Genomic DNA, 18,227 nt, shown 5'->3' with positions numbered 1-18,227 from the left:
CGTGCGTTCGGTCCGTGTCCTGGTCCACCTCAACAACCTTGCGCTCGGCGGCGCCCAGCTCAACGCCGTCGACATCGCCCGCACCCTGCGCGACCGCGGGCACCAGCCCGTACTCTTCGCCCAGGGCGTCGACGGCCCGGCGCCGCTCGTCGAACTCGCCGCCTCCCACGACCTCGACCTCGTCGTCGCCGGCGACCCCGACACCCCGCACGCCGTCATCCGGGCCCGGCTCGGCCGGCTCGCCGACGAACACGGCTCCCAACTCGTCCACGCCTGGGAGGTCCGGGCCGCCCGGAACGCCTACTTCGGCCCCGGCCGGCAGGGCCGCCTCCCGATCGTCACCACTTTCTACGGCATCCGCATGCTCCGCGGCATGCCCCGCCACCAGCCGCTCGTCCTCGGCCTCGGCGCGCTGATGCCCGACGCGCGCACCTTCGGCCACCGCGACCTGCGGCTGATCGAACCCCCCGTCAACACCGCCGAGGACGCGCCCGGCTCGGTCTCCGGCACCGCCTTCCGCGCCGAAGTGGGCGCCGGCGAGGGCCAGTTGCTGCTGTGCATCGTCACCCGACTGGTCTCCGGCCTGGAGAAGGGCGCGGGCGTGCGACGCACCATGGCCGCCGTCCGCCTCCTCGACGACCCCTCGCTGGTCCTCGCCGTCGTCGGCGGCGGCCCCAGCGAGGAGCCGCTGCGCGCCGAAGCCGCCCGCCTCAACGCCGAACTCGGCCGCGAAGCCATCGTCCTCACCGGCCAGCGCTCCGACCCCCGCCCCGCGTACCAGGCCGCCGACCTCGTCCTCGGCATGGGCGGCTCCGCCCTGCGCGGCCTCGCCTTCGCCAAGCCCGTCATCGTCCACGGCGCGAACGGCTACACCGCCATCCACGAACCCGGCCCGCTGGTCGAACCGCACGCCTCCCGCTGCATGTACGGCCACGGCGACGGGCCCGCCGACGCCAAGGCCCTCGCCGCCCAGATCCGCGTCCTCGCCGACGACCCCGACCGCCGCGCCGAACTCGGCGCCTGGGGCCGCGACTGGGTGGTCGGCCGGTTCTCCCTCGACCACGTCTCCACCGCATTCGAGGAGATCTACCGCGAACTCCTCCGCCAACCCCCCGGCCGCACCGCCTGGCTCCGCGACCTCGAACAGATGACCCGCTACGAGTACGTCAAGCCGACGGCCCGCCGCCTGCTCACCCGCTGACCGCCCCCTCAGCCTTCCGGCCGCAGGAGGAGGGTGACGAAGCCGAAGCCGTCGCGGTACTCGTGGAGCCACTGGTCGCGGTGGCGGGCGGCCGCGTCGAGGGCCTGGTCGCGGTCCGGGCCCGGCGGCTGGTCGAGGGCCCAGTCGGTGAGGGAGCCGGTCCAGGACCACTCGTAGGCGTCGAGTTCCTCGCGGGTCGAGGTGTGCCCGGCGATCGGCCACCAGCCGGCGGCGCCGATCGCGGCCAGGACGCCCGGCAGGTCGGTGAGGTCGTCGCCGAAGAACTCCCGTGCGTGGTCCGGCGGTTGGCCGTCCCAGTAGGACTCGCCGAGCAGCAGGGTGCCGCCCGGGGCGAGCAGCGGACGGGCGGCCTTCAGGGTCGGCAGCAGGCCGTCGAAGGCGTAGGCCGCGCCGACCGACAGGACGGCGTCGAACGGCTCGGGCGTGGTGAACTCCCGGACGTCGCAGTGGTGCAGGACGATCCGGCTGGTGACACCCGCGCGCTCGGCGCTCCGGCGCCCGTCCTCCAGTGCGGCCGGGTTGCTGTCGACGCCGACCGCGCGCAGGCCCGGGTGCATGGCCAACGCCCGTACCGGCCAGGCGGCTTCACCGCAGCCGAGGTCGAGCAGCCGGCCGTCCGGGCAGCGCCGCAGCTGGCGTTCCAGCAGACGGTGCACCGAGGCGTCCGACAGCGGGGCGGCGACGGGGTGGTCACGGTGGGCGATGCGCCCGATCTCCTGACGGTCCATCAGCCCATCGTGCCAGTCCGGTCGGCGCGCTGCGGGTGCGGATAGGTGCGGCCCTTCCATGCCGCGCCGCGCCCGCGCCAGTGCCGGCCGGCGGAGTCGACCGTCATCAGCAGGTACAGCAGCGCGGTGAAGGGGAGCAGCGGGGCCTCCGTCGGCGGGCGGCCGTAGTAGCGCAGCATCGGCGTGTAGGTGCAGGCCATCAGCGCCCAGGCGGCGAGTCCGGTGACGGTCGTGCGCAGGTCGCCCGCCAGAGCGCCGGTCACCGCGGCGACCGGCGGCACCAGGTAGACCAGCGCCAGGCCGACCACCGTGCCGGCCAACAGTAGTGGGGAGTAACGGAGTTGGGCGTAGGCGCTGCGGGAGACCATCCGCCACAGCGGCGCCAGCCCCGGGTAGGGTCGGACGGAGTCGACCCGGTCGGCGAGGCCCAGCCAGGTCCGGCCGCCGGTGCGCTTGACCGCACGGGCGAGCGAGACGTCGTCGATCACCGCCCCGCGGATCGCCGCCACCCCGCCCGCCCGTGCAAGCGCCCGGCGGCGCACCAGCGAACAGCCGCCCGCGGCGGCGGCCGTCCGGCAGGCGGGACGGTTGGAGCGGCGGAACGGGTACAACTGGGCGAAGAAGTACACGAACGCCGGGACGATCAGCCGCTCCCAGCCCGACGCCACCCGCAGACGCGCCATCTGCGACACCAGGTCCAGCCCGTGCGCCTCGCCCGCCGCGACCAACTCCCGCAGCGAGCCCGGCCGGTGAGCGATGTCGGCGTCCGTCAGCAGCAGCCACTCGGCGTCCCCCGCCCGCTCGACACCGTGCCGCAGCGCCCACAGCTTGCCTGTCCACCCCTCCGGCAGCGGCGGGGGCGTGGTCACCTCCAGCTCCAGCCCCGGGCCCGCCGCCAGCGCCCGCGCCGCCTCGGCGGTGCCGTCGCTGCTGTGGTCGTCCACCAGGACGACCCGCGCCCGGCCCGGGTACTGCTGCGCCAGCAGCGACGGCAGCGACAGCGGCAGCACCCCGGCCTCGTCCCGCGCCGGAACGACGACCACCACCTCCGGCCACCGCGACGGCTCCGCACCCCCGCGCGGCAGCCGCTGATCGGTCCGCCAGAACCCCCCGTGACACGCTGCCAGCCACACCCACGCCACCAGCGCCACCACCGACACCCACCACAGCACGGTCACCCCGGCAGTCTGCCCCACGGGCGACGCGCGGACGCCGAGACACGACGGCCTGCGGCCGGGCGGAAGGGGGAGGGGCACAGGGTGGGCGGACGATCGGGCCCGGAATGTCGGCGGGTGGGGGGCGGGGAGGGCGCGTCGTCGCCGAGGCGCGACGGCCTGCGGAGGGGCGGAGGGGCGGGGAGCAGTGGGCAGGTGGACGGGTCGGGCCCGGTACGTCGGCGGGTCCGGGCAGGGAGGGCGCGCGGACGCTGAGGCACGGCGGTCCGCGGGAGGGGGCGACGACGGGGGTTCGGGACTGAGGCGGGCCAGCCTGCGGCCGGGGAGCAGGGGGTGGGTGGACGGTCGGGCCCGGGCAGGAGGGGCTGGCGGATGCCGAGGCGGGACGACGGCCGCCGGGCTGCGGTCGGTCGGAGCCCGGCGCAGCGGCCGCAAGGGGCAGCCGCTCGGGCAAGCCGGCCGCCCGACGGGCCGACCTCGGGATGCGGCGCGGGGGCAGTCTGCTGCGGCTGGTCGACGCGGGGCGTGAGGGATGCCGTCGGGGCGACAGGGTGTGCTCGCGGCAGGGCGTGTCCGGTGGATCGGGTCGAGGCCCCCGGCGGAGCCCAGTGGGGGCGGGTGCCCCGGGGAGGGTCAGACCCGGGCGCCGATGAGGACTTCGCCCTGGGGGTAGTTGAGGGCGGCGGTCTGGAGGGCGGCGGGGCGGCCGGAGTGCAGGACGGTGAGGGTGCCGGCGCCGGGGGTGGGGGAGGCGATGCGGCGGAGGGCCTGGGCGGCGACGGCGTCGGCGGAGCCGTGGAAGCGTGCGGGGACGGCCAGCGCGGAGGCGATGCGGTCGTCGACGAGTTCGTAGTGGGTGCAGCCGAGGACGACGTCGGTGGTGGCGGCCGGGGTGCGGGCCGCGGCGTAGGCGATCGCGGCGGCGATGGCGTCCTCGTCGGCGTGCTCGACGGCCTCCGCCAGGCCGGGGCAGGCGACCTCGTGGACCTCGCTCGCGTCGCCGCCGAACTCGGCGATCAGGCCGCGCTGGTAGGCGCTGCCGGTGGTGGCCGGGGTGGCCCAGATCGCCACCACGCCGCCAGCCGCGGTGGCGGGCTTGATCGCGGGGACGGTGCCGATCACGGGCAGTTCGGGCTCGAACTCGGCGCGCAGCCGGGCGAGCGCGTGCACGGAGGCGGTGTTGCAGGCGACGACCAGGGCGTCCGGCTCCAGCGCGACGGCGGCGCGGGCGCAGGCGAGGGCGTGCTCGGTGATGTCCTCGGGGGTGCGGGGGCCCCACGGCATGCCGTCGGGGTCGCAGGAGATGACCAGGTCCGCGTCCGGCCGCAGGCGGCGCAGCGCGGCGGTGGCGGCGAGCAGGCCGATTCCGGAGTCCACGAGGGCGATCTTCACGAGCAACGACTCTACCTCCGGTCGGCGCGGACCCCGGTCCGGCGAGCATCGCCCACCCTTTCTTGAACGCGTTCAAACCTTCTGTGGAAGGGCCGAGCCTTTGCGAGTGGTCGGAGGGCGTCGGCAGGATGGCCCGGCAGCCGTGACCCCGGCAGAGCGGAGTGCGCCATGAGCAGCGATCCCGTCCCGACCTACGAGTACGCCACCTACCTGAAGTCGCTGCTGGAGACGGGGGAGTCGCTGCCGCAGGACCCGTGGGAGATGCCGCCGGCCGGGCGCTGAGTCCGCCGCCTGCTCCGTTCGGCTGACGGCGGTCCGGTGGTGCGGCCGGGTCGGCCGGGGCGGGCGGCGGCGGGTGCGGAGGCTTGGGTCCCATGGGACAGGTGACGACTTCGAACGAGCGGGTGCCGGCGAGCGAGCGGGTGTCGGGGACGGCGTACACCAACCTGGTGGTCGCGACGGTGGGCTTCGCGCTGACGTTCTGGGCGTGGAACCTGATCGCGCCGCTGGCCGGCGAGTTCGACAAGACCCTGCACATGACGTCGTTCGCGCAGTCGTTCCTGGTCGCCGTCCCGGTGATCGTCGGCTCGCTCGGCCGAGTACCGGTCGGCGCGCTCACCGACCGGTACGGGGCCCGGCTGATGTTCCCGCTGATCTCGGCGCTGACCATCGTCCCCGTGCTGTTGATCATCCCGGCCCGGGACTCGTACGGGGCGCTGCTGGCGGTCGGGTTCTTCCTCGGGCTCGGCGGCACCACGTTCGCGATCGGGGTGCCGCTGGTGAACTCCTGGTTCCCCGCGCACAAGCGGGGCCTGGGCCTCGGCGTGTTCGGCATGGGCATGGGCGGCGTCGCACTGTCCGGGTACTTCACGCCGCGGCTGTGGAAGCACAGCCACGACCTGCCGTTCCTGGTGATGGCGATCGCGCTCGCCGCGTACACCGTGCTCGCCGCGCTGCTGCTGCGCGACCGCCCCGACCGGGCCGTGCCGACCGATTCGCTGGCCACCCGGCTGGGCCGGGCCGGGCGGCTGCGGGTGACGTGGGAGCTGTCCGGGCTGTACGCGATCGGCTTCGGCGGCATCGTCGCGTTCGGCGTCTACCTGCCGACGTACCTGAAGACCTGGTACCACCTGTCGGCGACCGACGCCGGCACCAAGGCGGCCGGCTTCGCGCTCGTCACCGTCGTCTTCCGGCCGTTCGGCGGCTGGCTGTCGGACCGCGTCCACCCGGCCGTGGTCACCGGCTGGGCGCTCGCGCTGACCGCGGTCTTCGCCGTCGTGCAGGCCTTCGACCCGGCGCTCAGCCCGGTCGGCACGATCGCGTTCCTGCTGATGGCCGCCGGCCTCGGCACCACCAGCGGCTCGGTGTTCGCGCTGGTCTCGCAGGTCACCCCGGTCGCCCAGGTCGGCTCCGTCACCGGCATCGTCGGCGCGATGGGCGGCCTCGGCGGGTTCGTCCCGCCGCTGGTCATGGGCGCGATCTACAGCACCAAGGGCAGCTACTCGATCGGCTTCATGCTGCTCTCCGACCTCGCCCTGGCCGGCTGCGTGTACGCGGTGGGCCGGATGCGGAACATCCGGCCCACCAGCACCGCCTGACCGCCCGCCCGTACCCACACCCATGCCCGCCCGCCCAGCAGCGGACTGGCGAATCGTTACGCCCGACGGACCGTTGCGCCGTTACGCCTGGGCGCCCAGCAGGCGCTGAACGGCCGGCTCCAGACCCGACAGGATGGTGTCGAATCGGCGGGTCGAGGTGGTGGAGTCGACCTGGAGGCGGCTGATCCGCAGCGGATGGGCCGGCAGCCGGGGGCCGAGCCGGTGGTCGGAGAGGAAACCCAGCCGGTAGCCGAGCTGGCGCAGCACCGCGTCCGCCCGCTCGTCGAACCCGCCGTCCGGGTACGCGAACGCCGACGGCGCCTCGCCCAGCCAGCGGGTCAGCGACAGGTGCGCGCCCGCGATCTCCGCCCGCACCGTCGCCTCGTCGCAGCGCCGCAGCGACGGATGCCCCAGCGTGTGGTTGCCCACCGTGACGTCCGCCTCGCGCAGCGCCCGCAGGTCCTCCGGGAGCAGCTGCTCCTGGGCCGGCGGCCGGCGGTACGCGGAGACCCGCAGCTCGGCCAGGCTGCGCCGGCGGTCCGGGTCCGGCAGGGCCTTGAGCAGCGCCAGCACCCGCGCCGGGTCCCCACCGCCGGGCAGCAGCCGGGCCCGGCCGCCGTGCCGCGCCAGGAACGCCGCCTCGTGCCACCAGAACGGCTGCTCGGTGCCGACCAGCTCGGCGATCACGAACGCGGCGGCCGGGATCCGGCGCGCCACCAGCTCCGGCAGCGCGTGCCGCAGCACCGTGCGGTCCGGGTCGTCGAAGGTCACCAGCACCGAACGCGGCGGCAGCGGCCGGCCCTCGGCCAGCGAGCGCTCCACGTCCTGCACCGACACCGGGGTCGCCAACCGTCGCAGCCGGTCCAGCTGGGCGCCGAACGACCGCGGATCGGTGATCCCGTGATAGGCGAGCACCGCCAGCCGCTGCGCGGCCCGGGCCCGGAACAACGGCTGGGCCGGACTGAAGCGCAGCCAACTGCTCCGGTCCCGCGGCTGCTCCGCCCGGACGGGGGCGGCCGGGACGGCGGCAGGCTGGGGCGGGGCGCAGACGGCGGCAGCGGTGGTGGCGTACGACACGGTTCCCCCCTCGGTCGCCGGCATGCGGCGTGGCGGTACCGTCGGCAGGCGGAGCCGGCCTCCGACCCCGGGAACGGCGGCTCCGCTCCCGAGTGATCTAGCCCGCGGCGGGTACTCCCGACCCGCACGTCGGACGGCTCCTGGATCGCTCAATGTAGTGGAGACCATCGACGTGGCGGGATGGTTGTACGGCGGACGGCGAGATTTCGCAGGCGGCTTCCGGCGGCCGACCGGAAACCGTCCGAACGGCCGACCGGGGCCGCCCGACAACGGCCCGCGCGGGCGGCCGGAGACCGGCCGCGGGGCCGCTGACCAGGGCCGAAGGGCCGTGGCCCGCCGGGCGCGGCCGGGTTACCGTGGAGGGCATGGCAGACACCCCAAGTGACCGGCCGACTACGCGCTGGTCCACCGTGTTCGGCGGCTGCGCACTGCGCCGTCACCAGTTGCTGCTGTCCCTGGTCGGCGTCGGCTGCGTGGTGCTCGGCATCCTGGTCGCCTTCCTGGTCCCGGAGAGCGACGGCCCCGCCTGGGTGATGGCGGTGACCGGCTGTCTGGCCACCGGCGTGCTGCTGCTCGCCCGGGTCGGCCTGGCGCTGCTGCGGCCCGGGCGCGGCACCGCGTCCTGACCGGGGCCCCTGAACGGTCCCGGGGTGCTTGGGGCACGGCGCCACAAGGGGTGCGAACGGCCGGAAACGTTCACCTAACGGGCAGCGCCGGTCGGATCGGCCGATTTTCGGCCTACCTCCGCACTTCTTTCACTTTTCCGCAGCAGTGGCACCACACTTCCCCCTACTGTGAGACGCATCGCCCGCGCAAGCCGCGGGCCGGGGGAGACATCAGGGTCCGGTGCGGGGGCACCGCGACCGTACTGGTCCGGTGCGGGGGCACCGCGAGGGGGAAGTCATGGCGAGCAACGCCGTCGACGCCGCACATACAGGCACGAGCGCGAACACCGGCACGAGCGCGAACACCGGCACGGGCACGAGCACAGGCACGACCGCAGGCGTGAGCACCGGCATCAGGACGAAGGTCAAACAGCAGCTGGCCCGCGCGGCCGGCCGCGTCCCCGGCGAGGGCGCCACCGTCCTCATCTACCACCGGATCGGCGGCGGCACCGCCGACGAACTCGACCTCTCCACCGCCGACTTCACCGCCCAGGCCGACCTGCTCGCCGAGCTCCCGCCCGGCCGCGTGGTCTCCCTGGACGCCGCCGCCGACCGCCTCGACGCCGGCCTGCGCACCCCCAGCACCGTCCTCACCTTCGACGACGGCTTCGCCGACACCTACGACACCGCCTGGCCGATCCTCCGCGACCGCGCCCTGCCGTTCACCGTCTACCTGGCCAGCGGCATGGTCGGCGGCCCGATGCGCTGGGAGGGCTCCACCGCCAAGGGCGCCCCCGCCGTCGGGATCGGCTGGGAGCAGCTGCGCGAAATGGCCGCGTCCGGGCTGTGCACCGTCGCCAACCACACCCGCAGCCACGCCCGCCCCGCACTGCTCACCACCGGCGAACTCGACGCCTGCGGCGACGACGTCGAGGAACACCTCGGCACCCGGCCGCGCCACTTCGCCTACACCTGGGGCACGCCCGTCCCGCACATGGAGACCGCGCTGCGGGCCCGGTTCCGCACCAGCGCCACCGGCCAGGTCGGCCGCAACCTGCCCGGCGGCGACCCCGTCCGCCTGCACCGGGTGCCGGTCCGCCGCACCGACCCGATCGACTTCTTCCGCGCCAAGCTCCACGGCCGACTGCTCCCCGAACGCGCCTACGCCCGGATCGTCGCCACCGCGAAGGCGGTGGGCGCCCGTGCCTGAGCTGCGGCTGAAGGGCGACGGCGGCCGGCCGCTGCGGGTCGCCCACCTCACCACCGTCGACATGTCGCTGCACCTGCTGCTCGCCACCGAACTGGCCGTCGACGTCGAAGCCGGCCTGGAGACCTACGGCCTCAGCGCCCCCGGGCCCTACCGGCAGCGCATCGAGCAACTCGGCGTCCAGCACCGGCCGCTGCCCTCGCTCACCCGCTCCTGGCAGCCCGCCGCCGACCTCGCCGCCGCCCGCGAACTGCTCGCCGCGCTGCGCGAGATCCGGCCCGACGTGCTGCACACCCACAACCCGAAGACCGGCGTCCTCGGCCGCGTCCTCGGACGGCTCGCCCGGGTGCCCGTCGTCGTCAACACCTGCCACGGACTCTGGGCGCAGGCCCACGACCCGCTCGCGAAACGGCTGCTGGTGCTCGGCGCCGAAGCGTTCGCCGCCCGGTTCTCGCACGCCGAGCTCTACCAGAACGCCGAGGACCACCGCACCCTCGCCCGCTGGGGCGTCCCCGCCCGGCGCGCCCGCGTCGTCGGCAACGGCGTCGACCTCGACCGCTTCCCCGCACCCGGCCCCGCCCGCGACGCGCTGCGCACCGCCCTGCGCAACCGGCTCGGCGTGCGGGACGACGAGCTGCTGGTCGGCGGAGTCGGCCGACGGGTCGCCGAGAAAGGCATCCGCGAGTACGCCGAAGCCGCCCGCGCGCTGGCCGGCAAGGCCCGCTTCGTGTGGATCGGACCGGACGACCCCGACAAGCCCGACGCCCTGCGCGCCGCCGAAGCCGGACTCGAATTCCTCGGCAGCCGCGACGACATGCCCGCCGTGTACGCCGCACTCGACGTGTTCGTCCTGCCGTCCTACCGGGAAGGCTTCTCCCGCTCCGGCATGGAAGCCGCCGCCGGCGGACTGCCCATGGTGCTCAGCGACATCCGCGGCTGCCGCGAGATCGGCACCCACGACCAGCACCTGCTGCTCGCCCCCGCGGCCGACGCCGCCGCACTGACCACCGCACTCGACCGGCTCCTCACCGAACCGGCCCTGCGGGCACGCCTGGGCACGGCCGCACGCCGCCGCGCCCTCGAACAGTTCGACCAGCGCAACGTCGCCCGGATCTCCCTGGAGACCTACGCCGCCGTCGCCCGCCGACGCGGACTGCCCTGGACCACCGACTGACCGGCGCCACCCGCACCACCGCACCCGCACACGCACTCGCACGCCAAGGACCGCAGTCTCTGCGCGCCCGCAGCCCGGCGCGCCCGCAACCCGCCCCGACCGGGGCCCACAACACCACAACGCACCAACCCAGTTGGGGGAGAAATGAAGCGAGGGGGGGACCTCGCGGTCGCCGCACTGGCCGGGATCATCGCCGTCCCGCTCGGCCTGGTGATCGCCCTCCTGATCCGCGCCACCATGGGCGGACCGGTGATCTTCCGCCAGACCCGCTCCGGCCGCCACGGCCAGGAGTTCCGCATCCTCAAGTTCCGCACCATGCGCGACAAACGCTTCGAGGACGAACCCGACGCGCCACGCATCACCCGCCTCGGCGCCCTGCTGCGCCGCACCAGCCTCGACGAACTCCCGCAACTGTGGAACGTCGTCCGCGGCGACATGGCCGTCATCGGCCCCCGCCCCACCCTGCCCGAACAGGTCGTCCACTACTCGCCCCGCCAGCGCGGCCGCCTCGCCCTGCGCCCCGGCCTCACCGGCTGGGCCCAGATCCGCGGCCGCAACTCCATCAGCTGGCCCGAACGGATCGAACTCGACCTCTGGTACATCGACCACCGCACCCTGCTGCTCGACCTGCGGATCCTCGTCGGCACCGCCCGCATGCTGCTGCGCCCCACCGGCATCACCGCCGCCGGCGGCGTCAACCCGGGCTTCCCGATCCCCGCAGAGGCCCCCGCCGCCCCGCGGGTCGTCCTGCCCCGCCAGGCGACCGCCGCCGCACCCCGGCTGGCCCCGGAGGAACTGCGCCGCTGACGGAACGATTCGCCCCTGCAAACAGGCCCTCGGGTGGCGGTGGCGGATCGTCCCGCCGCCGCCCGGAGTGCCGTAAGGTCCGGGAGCAGGCGGTGAGGGGAGAGGGACACATGCTGTGGATCGCGGGCGCCGGCGGCGTCGGCCGGGAGGCGCTGGACGTCGCGATCGCGGCGGGCGTGCCCGTCGCCGGGTTCCTCGACGACCGGCTCGCGGGCGAGCGGGTGCGCGGGCTGCCCGTCCGCAAGCCCGACGAACTCCCGGCCGGCGCAGCGTACTTGATCGGCATCGCCGACCCGGCGGTGCGGGCGAGGCTGGCCGAGGCGCTGGACGCGGCCGGCGGACGGCCGGCGACGCTGGTGCACCCGCGGGCGATCGTCGCACCCGAGACCGAACTCGCCGACGGATGCCTGGTGATGGGCGGCGCCCACGTCTCCAGCAGCGTCACCCTCGGGCCGCACAGCCAGGTCCACTACAACGCCACCGTCGGCCACGACGCCCGCCTCGGCGCCCGCGTCACCGTCTACCCCGGTGCGAACGTCTCCGGCGCCGTCCTGCTGCACGACGACGTCACCGTCGGCTCCAACGCCGTCGTCCTTCAGGGCCGTACCCTCGGGCCCGCCGCCTTCGTCGGCGCCGGCGCCGTCGTCACCCGCGACGTCCCCGCCCGCACCACCGTGATCGGCTCCCCGGCCCGCCCCATGCCCTGACCGGCTGTCCTGACCGGCTGCGCCGACCGGCCCGCGGACCGGCACACCGTAGGCTCGGGGCATGGGAATTCCTGTGTTTCTGGCCGAACTGCGCGAACTGGTGGGGCAGCGGGCCCTGTGGCTGTCGGCGGTGACGCTGGTCGTGGTGGACGACGACGGGCGGGTGCTGCTCGGGCGGCGGGCCGACACCGGGGAGTGGGCGCTGATCGGCGGCATCATCGACCCGGGCGAGCAGCCCGCCGACGCCGCGGTGCGGGAGTGCCTGGAGGAGACCGGCGTAACGGTGGAACCGCAGGCGCTGACCTCGGTGACCGTCTCCCCGGTGATCGACTACCCCAACGGCGACCGCTGCCAGTACCTCGAACTGACCTTCCGCTGCCGCCCGTTGGCGGGCGAGGCGTGCGTGAACGACGACGAGTCGCTGGAAGTCGCCTGGTTCCACCCGGACGCGCTGCCCGCCGTCGACGCGTCCGTGCAGGAACGGATCGCGCTGGCGCTGGCCGGAAACAGCGCAGCGCACTTCGCCCTGTCCGGCGCGTAGCCGAGCCCCCGGGGCGCGCAACGCCGCGCCCCGGAACGCCGGTTCGCCTCAGAGCGTCCGGAACCAATCCGCGGTGCGCCGCAGCCCCTCCGGCAGCGGGACCGGCCGGACATCCGGGAACAGCTCCCGCAACCGGGAGTTGTCGGCCTGCGAATCCCGCACGTCCCCCGGTCGGGGCTCGACGTGCTCGGCGGCGACCGGCGCGCCCAGCGCCTCGCCCATCAGGGCGATCAGCTCCACCAGCGTCGTCCGGGTGCCGAACGCCAGGTTCACCGGCTCCGCGCTGACCACCCGGCGCAGCACCGCCTCGGCCAGCACCTGCGCGACCGTGCCGACATAGGTGAAGTCACGGCTCTGCAGCCCGTCCCCGTGGACCGACACCGGGCGGCCGTGCAGCGCCGCGTCCAGGAACGCCGGCACGACCGCCGCGTACGCGTGGCCGGCCGGCTGCAGCGGACCGAAGACGTTGAAGAACCGCAGCGGGAGCACACCCAGGCCGTAGCAGTGGTGGTACGCCCCCAAGTATGCCTCGGTGGCGAGCTTGGACACCGCGTACGGGCTCATCGGGGCGGTGCGCATCGACTCGCGCTTCGGCAACTCCCGATTGGCGCCGTACACCGAGGACGAGGACGCCGCCGCCACGTACAGCCCGCCCGCCCGGCGGGCCGCCTCCAGCACCTCCAACGTGCCGGTGGCGTTGGCGTGGTGGCTGGCCAGCGGCGCCGCCACCGAACGCGGCACCGACGGCAGCGCCGCCAGGTGGACCACCGCGTCCGCCCCGGCGAACGCCGCGTCCAGCAGCGCCGGATCGAGGATCGTGCCCTCGAACAGCGTGGCGTCCACGCCCGCCAGGTTGGCCTTGCTGCCGGTGGACAGGTCGTCCACCACCCGGACCTCCGACACCTCCGGACGGGACGTCAACTCCCGGGCCAGATTGGCCCCGATGAACCCGGCCCCGCCGGTGATCACCACTCGCATCGCGCACACCACCCCTCGCCGGGCCCGGGGATCCCCCCACCGGGCCGATGCGCCGACTCTAGCCGCGCCCACCCGCCCGACGGGCCGAAAACCCGCCCGGTCGGGCCCAAACCGACCCATCGGCCACACTTCGTACGACGACCGGCAGAGACCGCATCAGCGCTTCGGACGACGCCCGGTCTCCTCCGCCGCGTCCAGCACCGCCGCCAGGTCGCCGCCGGCCGTCGCCGTCGCCACCGCCGCCACCGCGCCCTCCACGAACGGCGCGTCCGCGAACCGCACCGGGAACGGCAGGCCGTGCTCGTCCGCGGCGGTCAGCAGCGCCAGCACCGTCTCCACCGCCCCGTCCAAGTCGCACAGCACCGCCACCCCGTGGCCCTGGTCGACCCGGCGGGCCGCCGTCGCCACCAGCACCGCACTCGTGCCCAGGCCGTCCGCGATCGAGCCGCCGGTCGCCACCACCGGCGCCGGATCGTCCGACTCCGCCAGCGCCAGCGCCAACGCCCGCACCGCGTCCGCCACCTCGTGGCTGTGCGAGACCAGCACCACGCCCACCCGCCCGTGCCCGGTCGGCCGGGACGGCCGGGGCACCGTCGGCGTCGGGGCGGTCAACGTGCCGGTGGCGGAGCCCACCGGCGGGGCGGACGGCGCGGTGGTGATCGGGATGACGTCGGCGCGGCTGCCGTCCCGCTGGTCCATCGGCTGCTCCCCGGTGCGTGGCTGACTGATCGTCACCCATCCCTACCTCGAACGGACCCCGGCCGCCCGCCTTTAGCACAGGTGTCGGCCGGACACGGCCGGATCGGACCATCTCGACCACCCCCGGGGCAGACCCGGCGCGATCCGCCGAGCCGCCCGCCCGCGATGGCTACGCTGGCAGCTCGACATGACCCGCAGCGGAGGGAGCACCAGGATGGCGGCACAGGCGGCGGACCGGCGCAAGATCGAGCTGGACGTGAGCGGAGCCGAATGGCAGTCCGCGGGCGACGACCCGACCGGTGTGCAGATCGCCTTCGTCGAGGGCTGCATCGCGATGCGCAACGGCGCGGAGCCCGACGGGCCGGCCCTGATCTTCACCCCCGCCGAATGGCGGGCCTTCGTACTGGGCGCACGGGACGGCGAATTCGACCCCGCGCGGCAGGAGAAGGACTGAAACCGGAGCCCCGCGAACCGAAACGGCCCCCCCGGTGTCGAATTCGGCCGCGCACGGGCCGATTTCGGCCGTTTCGGCCATGACCGGTACGCCCGGACTGCCCCGGTCCGCACCCGTCGAAACCGCTCGCAAAGATGACGAGCGGGCATACTCCGAGGTTACAAAAGAGTTCTGATGGGCCGAAACTTGTTGACTGTCCGACAAGCCTGCCAGAGAGTAAGAGCAGGCAGACGCCGTGCCGACCGCCCCCACGCGGTCTGGCACGGCGCCCGCTTGTGCTGCCCGTCACCGGCGCCGATGACGGGCCCTCCCACCCCTGGCCGCACAGAGTGCGGCAGCCGTCGCGACGGGAGCAGGCCCGACCGGGAAGAGCTACCCCCCGGCAGGGCCGAAACCCGGATTCCGCACGCCCCCACGCGGCGGTGATCCGGGCAAGGTCCGCGAACGCGACGGCTGGAGGGCCCCCGCGGACCTGGCTCGGTATTCCATATGGCTTTGTGTGCCGCCCGACCGGGCCGCCCACCGCACAACGCCTGCTGCGTCGTCCGCAGGCTCCCGCGAGGGCGAAGACCGATTGAATCAGCAAATGGTGCTTGTGAGTTCGCACGACTTGAGCTCACACGGCCACGAACGCAGTGAGGGAATGCGCGCAAGGCACGCTGCGACAAGCCGCACCCAATGGATCTCGCCCGGAGCGGCCTTCGTGCTGAACCGAACGTAGCCCGGACGGTTGCTCAGAGTCAACATTGGTCCCTGAGCGTAGATCCCGGCCTGATCGCGGACCCACTCACCGGCCCCGGCCCACCGGGCACGTACGATGGGCCCATGTCATTTCTCCGCCGTCGCTCCGGACAGCCCGCCGGCCCGGACTTCGACGTCCTGGCCATGGATCCGGGCGACTGGCCCGGCCTGTTCGGGGCCATGATCATGGCCGCTCCGGACGGCTCCTGCCAAGGCATTTTCCTGCGCTACGACCTGCTCGGCGGCCGCGGCCCGGCCATGCTGATCGGCAACGTCCCGCAGGGATCGCCCGCCCGCGACAGCGAGGACGGCGTCCCCTTCGAGGTCCGGCAGCTGCTCGCCGCCCTGGAGAACGACGAGCCGGTCGACTTCGTCTCCGCCGAGGACTTCCCGGTCATGCTCGGCGACGACCTGCTGATCGTCCGGAAGGTCAAGGTCAGCGAAGGACGCCTGTACTGCTCCCAGTTCGGGCGCAGCGACGACGTCCAGGTCACCATCGCCTCCTGGGACCGACCGATTTCGGACGACCTCTACCAGCTCCTGAAGCCGCTTCCGGCGGAGATGTTCCAGCAGGACTAGGCGCGATGCCCCGGCCGCTGCTGCTCACCCGCCGCCTGCACGTGGACCTCCGGCGCACCGCCGGCGCGGCCTGTCCGGCGTCCTGACCCACCCCGAGTCCAGGACCGCCCGACCGACCACGCCCGCCCGGAGGCCCGCCGCCATGCCCCGCACCCCCGCGCACACCCCCGCCGTCACCGCCGTCGAACCCACGGGCACCGCCCTCGAACGGGCGCTCGGCCGACTGCCCCGGGTGGTCGACCTGCTCGCCGCCCGCGCCGCCGAACACGACCGCGACGGCACCTTCCCCTACCAGGGCATCGAAGCCGTCCACGAAGCCGGCCTGCTCACCCTGACGGTCGGCCAGCGTCACGCCGGCCCGGGCGCCGGACTCGCCGACACCGTCCGGGTGCTGGCCCGACTCGGCCGCGGCGACGCCTCCGTCGCCCTGCTCACCGCGCACACCCTGCTGCACCACGCCGAACAGGCCCGCACCGCGCCCTGGCCCGCCGCGCTCTACCGGCGACTGCTCACCGAGTCCCGCCGCGGCCCCGCCCTGGTCGGCACCCTGCGCTCCGCACCCGGCCGCCCGCCCGCCGTCTCCGCCCGCCGGCACGGCGACGCCTGGCACCTCACCGGCCGCGCCGCGCACTGTCCCGGCGCCGAAGCCCTCGCCTGGCTCGCCGTCGAAGCCCGCACCGACGAACCGCAGCCCCGCACCGGCCTGTTCCTGGTCCGCGCCGACAGCCCCGGACTGGAGATCGACCCCGCCGCCGACCAACTCGGCCTGCGCGCCGCCGCCGGCCACGACGTCCTGCTGACCGGAGCCCGGGTCGGTGCCGACGCCGCCCTGCTGACCCGCACCGCCCCGACGGGCCCGCCGCTCGCCGCCGCCTGGCGTCAACTCGCCCTCGCCGCCGTGCTGCTGGGCACCGCCCGGGCCGCGCTCGACTGGTCGGCCGGCCGCCTGCGCGGCAGCGCCGCACACCGCCGCCCGATCGGCGAGCTCGACGCCCGGCTCACCGGCGCCGAGGAACTCGTGCACGGCCTCGCCGCCCGCACCGACGCCGACCCGACCGCCGCCGAACGCGCCCCGGCCGTCCAGCTGTTGGCGGCCCGTACCGCTGCCGACACCGTCCAGCAGGCGCTCACCCTCACCGGCAGCGCCGGCCTCGACCGCCGCCACCCGCTGGAGCGCCACCTGCGCGACACTCTCAGCCTGCGCACCCAACTGCCCGCCGAGGACGCCGTTCTGGACGCCCTCGGCGGAGCGCTGCTGGGGAACTGACGGCCGATCAGCGGGTGCCGACGGCCGCGCGCACCGCGCGGCGGGCCAGCCCGGCGTCGTCGTACAGCCGGCGGATCATGATCCGCTGCTCCTCGCCCGCGCCCGGGAGGTCGTGGATGCGCAGCTCCCGCATCAGCACCAGCGTCAGGTTGACCAGGAACGCGTCCCGGGCCAAGGTGCCGCCGGACTGGGCGAGTTGGCTGATCTGCCGACGCGCCGCAGTGTCGCCCGACAGCACGCTCCACAGCACCGCCAGGTCGTAGCCGGGCAGGTACCAGCCGGCCTGCTCCCAGTCGAGCAGGACCGGGCCGGTCGGGGCCAGCAGCACGTTGCCGAGCAGCGCGTCGCCGTGGCACAGCTGGCGCGGCACCGAGGACAGGCCGTGCAGCAGGGCGCGCAGGTCGCCCGCGTCCCGGTCGGTGAGCAGGCCCAGCGAGTGGAAGCGGCCGATCTCCTGCTGGTAGTCCAGCGGCTGGTCGAACACGTCCGTCGGCGGCCGCCACAGGTTCAGCGTGCGCACCGCGCCGAGCACCGCACGCACCTCGCCCGGCGTCGGCGCGTTGGCCGGGTGCCGCTCGCGGGCCGCCGGACGGCCCGGCACCCGCTCCAGCACCAGCACGCAGCGGTCGTGGTCCGCCGCCACCAGCCGGGGGAGCCGGACCGGCGGGCGGTGCCGCACGAACGCCCGGTACACCGCCACCTCGTGGTGGAACCGGTCGATCAGCTTCGCCGCCTGCGGGCCGCGCAGCGCCGCCGGGTTCAGGCACTTGGCGACCACCGGGGCCCGGCCGATGGTGCCCGCGACCAGAATGTGCCGGGCGCCCTCGCGCAGCACCTGCCGGGGCAGGAACGCGGGACATATCCGCGCGATGTTGGCGAGTGCCGCACGCACCCCCGGGGTCTGCAGCGCGGCCGGATCCACCCGATCCACGAACGCCTCCACGCCCCGCCCCGGCATCGGACGGCCGAGCCGCCCGGCCTGCTCCGGCATCGGGCGGGTCACCAGGGTGGTGCGCCCGCGCGGGTCGCGCAGCTCCACGGCGCGCGGCGCGGGACGGCCCGCACCGGCGGTCGGGGGGCGCAGTCCGGAGCGTTGGGGGCGCGTGGCCGCGCCGTCCACCCCGTTCGGGGCGGTCGGTCGCATACCGGTGGCGGCTGTGGAGTACATGGGCGGGTGAGGGTCCTTCCTTGACCGGGGGCAACGCTTCGAGGCCCGGACGGACAGGGGTCGGGGCCGCCGGGTGGAGCGCGGGCGCCGGGCACGGAGCCGGCCCGG

The 18,227-nt window shown here is 74.9% G+C and carries 19 protein-coding genes; 12 read left to right on the top strand and 7 right to left on the bottom strand.

Features of this window, described 5'->3' with window-relative positions; genetic code table 11:
* The first annotated feature begins 1 nt into the window (after position 1).
* Positions 2 to 1,201, top strand: a complete 1,200-nt coding sequence (locus tag ACFV4P_RS29395) for a glycosyltransferase family 4 protein (protein ID WP_380476235.1) — start codon at positions 2 to 4, stop codon at positions 1,199 to 1,201.
* An 8-nt stretch (positions 1,202 to 1,209) separates the two neighbouring features.
* On the opposite strand, the gene ACFV4P_RS29390 is transcribed toward ACFV4P_RS29395, so the two are convergent.
* The 3 genes from ACFV4P_RS29390 to ACFV4P_RS29380 all read right to left on the bottom strand — a co-directional run bounded on the left by ACFV4P_RS29390 (position 1,210) and on the right by ACFV4P_RS29380 (position 4,517).
* Positions 1,210 to 1,950 (bottom strand): SAM-dependent methyltransferase, encoded by a 741-nt coding sequence (locus ACFV4P_RS29390; RefSeq protein ID WP_380476233.1) that lies wholly within the window; start codon positions 1,948 to 1,950, stop codon positions 1,210 to 1,212.
* Positions 1,950 to 3,128, bottom strand: a complete 1,179-nt coding sequence (locus tag ACFV4P_RS29385; RefSeq protein WP_380476231.1) for a glycosyltransferase — start codon at positions 3,126 to 3,128, stop codon at positions 1,950 to 1,952. Before ACFV4P_RS29385 ends, ACFV4P_RS29390 begins: the two co-directional genes overlap by 1 nt.
* Positions 3,129 to 3,758: 630 nt before the next feature.
* Positions 3,759 to 4,517: a glutamate racemase gene (locus ACFV4P_RS29380; protein WP_380476229.1), complete on the bottom strand. Its 759-nt coding sequence runs from the start codon at positions 4,515 to 4,517 to the stop codon at positions 3,759 to 3,761.
* 374 nt (positions 4,518 to 4,891) lie between these two features.
* Between ACFV4P_RS29380 and ACFV4P_RS29375 the strand changes: the two genes are divergently transcribed.
* Positions 4,892 to 6,115 (top strand): MFS transporter, encoded by a 1,224-nt coding sequence (locus ACFV4P_RS29375; protein ID WP_380476227.1) that lies wholly within the window; start codon positions 4,892 to 4,894, stop codon positions 6,113 to 6,115.
* Positions 6,116 to 6,196: 81 nt separating this feature from the next.
* On the opposite strand, the gene ACFV4P_RS29370 is transcribed toward ACFV4P_RS29375, so the two are convergent.
* Entirely contained in the window at positions 6,197 to 7,192 is a 996-nt protein-coding gene (locus ACFV4P_RS29370) for a polysaccharide deacetylase family protein (RefSeq protein WP_380476225.1), read from the bottom strand.
* Between the two features lie 365 nt (positions 7,193 to 7,557).
* On the opposite strand from ACFV4P_RS29370, the gene ACFV4P_RS29365 reads away from it, so the two are divergent.
* From ACFV4P_RS29365 to ACFV4P_RS29340, 6 genes are all read left to right on the top strand, one after another.
* Positions 7,558 to 7,818, top strand: coding sequence for a hypothetical protein (locus ACFV4P_RS29365; protein WP_380476223.1), 261 nt, complete (start codon positions 7,558 to 7,560; stop codon positions 7,816 to 7,818).
* A 379-nt stretch (positions 7,819 to 8,197) separates the two neighbouring features.
* A complete protein-coding gene (locus tag ACFV4P_RS29360) occupies positions 8,198 to 9,007 on the top strand; it encodes a polysaccharide deacetylase family protein (RefSeq protein WP_380476221.1) in 810 nt (269 codons plus the stop codon).
* Positions 9,000 to 10,178, top strand: coding sequence for a glycosyltransferase (locus ACFV4P_RS29355; protein ID WP_380476219.1), 1,179 nt, complete (start codon positions 9,000 to 9,002; stop codon positions 10,176 to 10,178). Before ACFV4P_RS29360 ends, ACFV4P_RS29355 begins: the two co-directional genes overlap by 8 nt.
* Positions 10,179 to 10,322: 144 nt before the next feature.
* Positions 10,323 to 10,985 (top strand): sugar transferase, encoded by a 663-nt coding sequence (locus tag ACFV4P_RS29350; protein WP_380476217.1) that lies wholly within the window; start codon positions 10,323 to 10,325, stop codon positions 10,983 to 10,985.
* A 110-nt stretch (positions 10,986 to 11,095) separates the two neighbouring features.
* Entirely contained in the window at positions 11,096 to 11,692 is a 597-nt protein-coding gene (locus ACFV4P_RS29345) for an acetyltransferase (RefSeq protein ID WP_073815930.1), read from the top strand.
* A gap of 61 nt (positions 11,693 to 11,753) precedes the next feature.
* Positions 11,754 to 12,233: an NUDIX domain-containing protein gene (locus tag ACFV4P_RS29340; RefSeq protein ID WP_380476216.1), complete on the top strand. Its 480-nt coding sequence runs from the start codon at positions 11,754 to 11,756 to the stop codon at positions 12,231 to 12,233.
* A gap of 48 nt (positions 12,234 to 12,281) precedes the next feature.
* Here the strand turns inward: ACFV4P_RS29340 and ACFV4P_RS29335 are convergent, their stop codons facing one another.
* Complete coding sequence (locus tag ACFV4P_RS29335) at positions 12,282 to 13,211, bottom strand: NAD-dependent epimerase/dehydratase family protein (protein WP_380476214.1); 930 nt, start codon at positions 13,209 to 13,211, stop codon at positions 12,282 to 12,284.
* 156 nt (positions 13,212 to 13,367) lie between these two features.
* The gene (locus tag ACFV4P_RS29330) at positions 13,368 to 13,946 is read right to left on the bottom strand and encodes a PTS-dependent dihydroxyacetone kinase phosphotransferase subunit DhaM (protein WP_380476212.1); all 579 of its coding nucleotides are present in this window, start codon (positions 13,944 to 13,946) and stop codon (positions 13,368 to 13,370) included.
* 178 nt (positions 13,947 to 14,124) lie between these two features.
* Here ACFV4P_RS29330 and ACFV4P_RS29325 point away from each other — a divergent pair, with 178 nt between their 5' ends.
* The 4 genes from ACFV4P_RS29325 to ACFV4P_RS29310 all read left to right on the top strand — a co-directional run bounded on the left by ACFV4P_RS29325 (position 14,125) and on the right by ACFV4P_RS29310 (position 16,951).
* The gene (locus ACFV4P_RS29325) at positions 14,125 to 14,364 is read left to right on the top strand and encodes a DUF397 domain-containing protein (RefSeq protein WP_380476210.1); all 240 of its coding nucleotides are present in this window, start codon (positions 14,125 to 14,127) and stop codon (positions 14,362 to 14,364) included.
* An 825-nt stretch (positions 14,365 to 15,189) separates the two neighbouring features.
* Positions 15,190 to 15,684: a hypothetical protein gene (locus ACFV4P_RS29320; RefSeq protein WP_073815938.1), complete on the top strand. Its 495-nt coding sequence runs from the start codon at positions 15,190 to 15,192 to the stop codon at positions 15,682 to 15,684.
* Positions 15,685 to 15,689: 5 nt separating this feature from the next.
* Positions 15,690 to 15,770, top strand: a complete 81-nt coding sequence (locus ACFV4P_RS29315) for a putative leader peptide (RefSeq protein WP_341869173.1) — start codon at positions 15,690 to 15,692, stop codon at positions 15,768 to 15,770.
* Positions 15,771 to 15,826: 56 nt separating this feature from the next.
* On the top strand, positions 15,827 to 16,951 hold the full coding sequence (locus tag ACFV4P_RS29310; RefSeq protein ID WP_380476208.1) for an acyl-CoA dehydrogenase family protein: 1,125 nt from the start codon (positions 15,827 to 15,829) through the stop codon (positions 16,949 to 16,951).
* A gap of 7 nt (positions 16,952 to 16,958) precedes the next feature.
* Here ACFV4P_RS29310 and ACFV4P_RS29305 read toward each other — a convergent pair whose 3' ends face one another.
* On the bottom strand, positions 16,959 to 18,119 hold the full coding sequence (locus ACFV4P_RS29305) for a phosphotransferase (protein WP_380476206.1): 1,161 nt from the start codon (positions 18,117 to 18,119) through the stop codon (positions 16,959 to 16,961).
* Between the last annotated feature and the right edge of the window lie 108 nt (positions 18,120 to 18,227).

The sequence above is a fragment of the Kitasatospora sp. NPDC059795 genome, from assembly GCF_042732175.1.
Classification (GTDB): Bacteria; Actinomycetota; Actinomycetes; order Streptomycetales; family Streptomycetaceae; genus Kitasatospora.
This window is presented reverse-complemented; position numbering and strand designations above follow the sequence as displayed.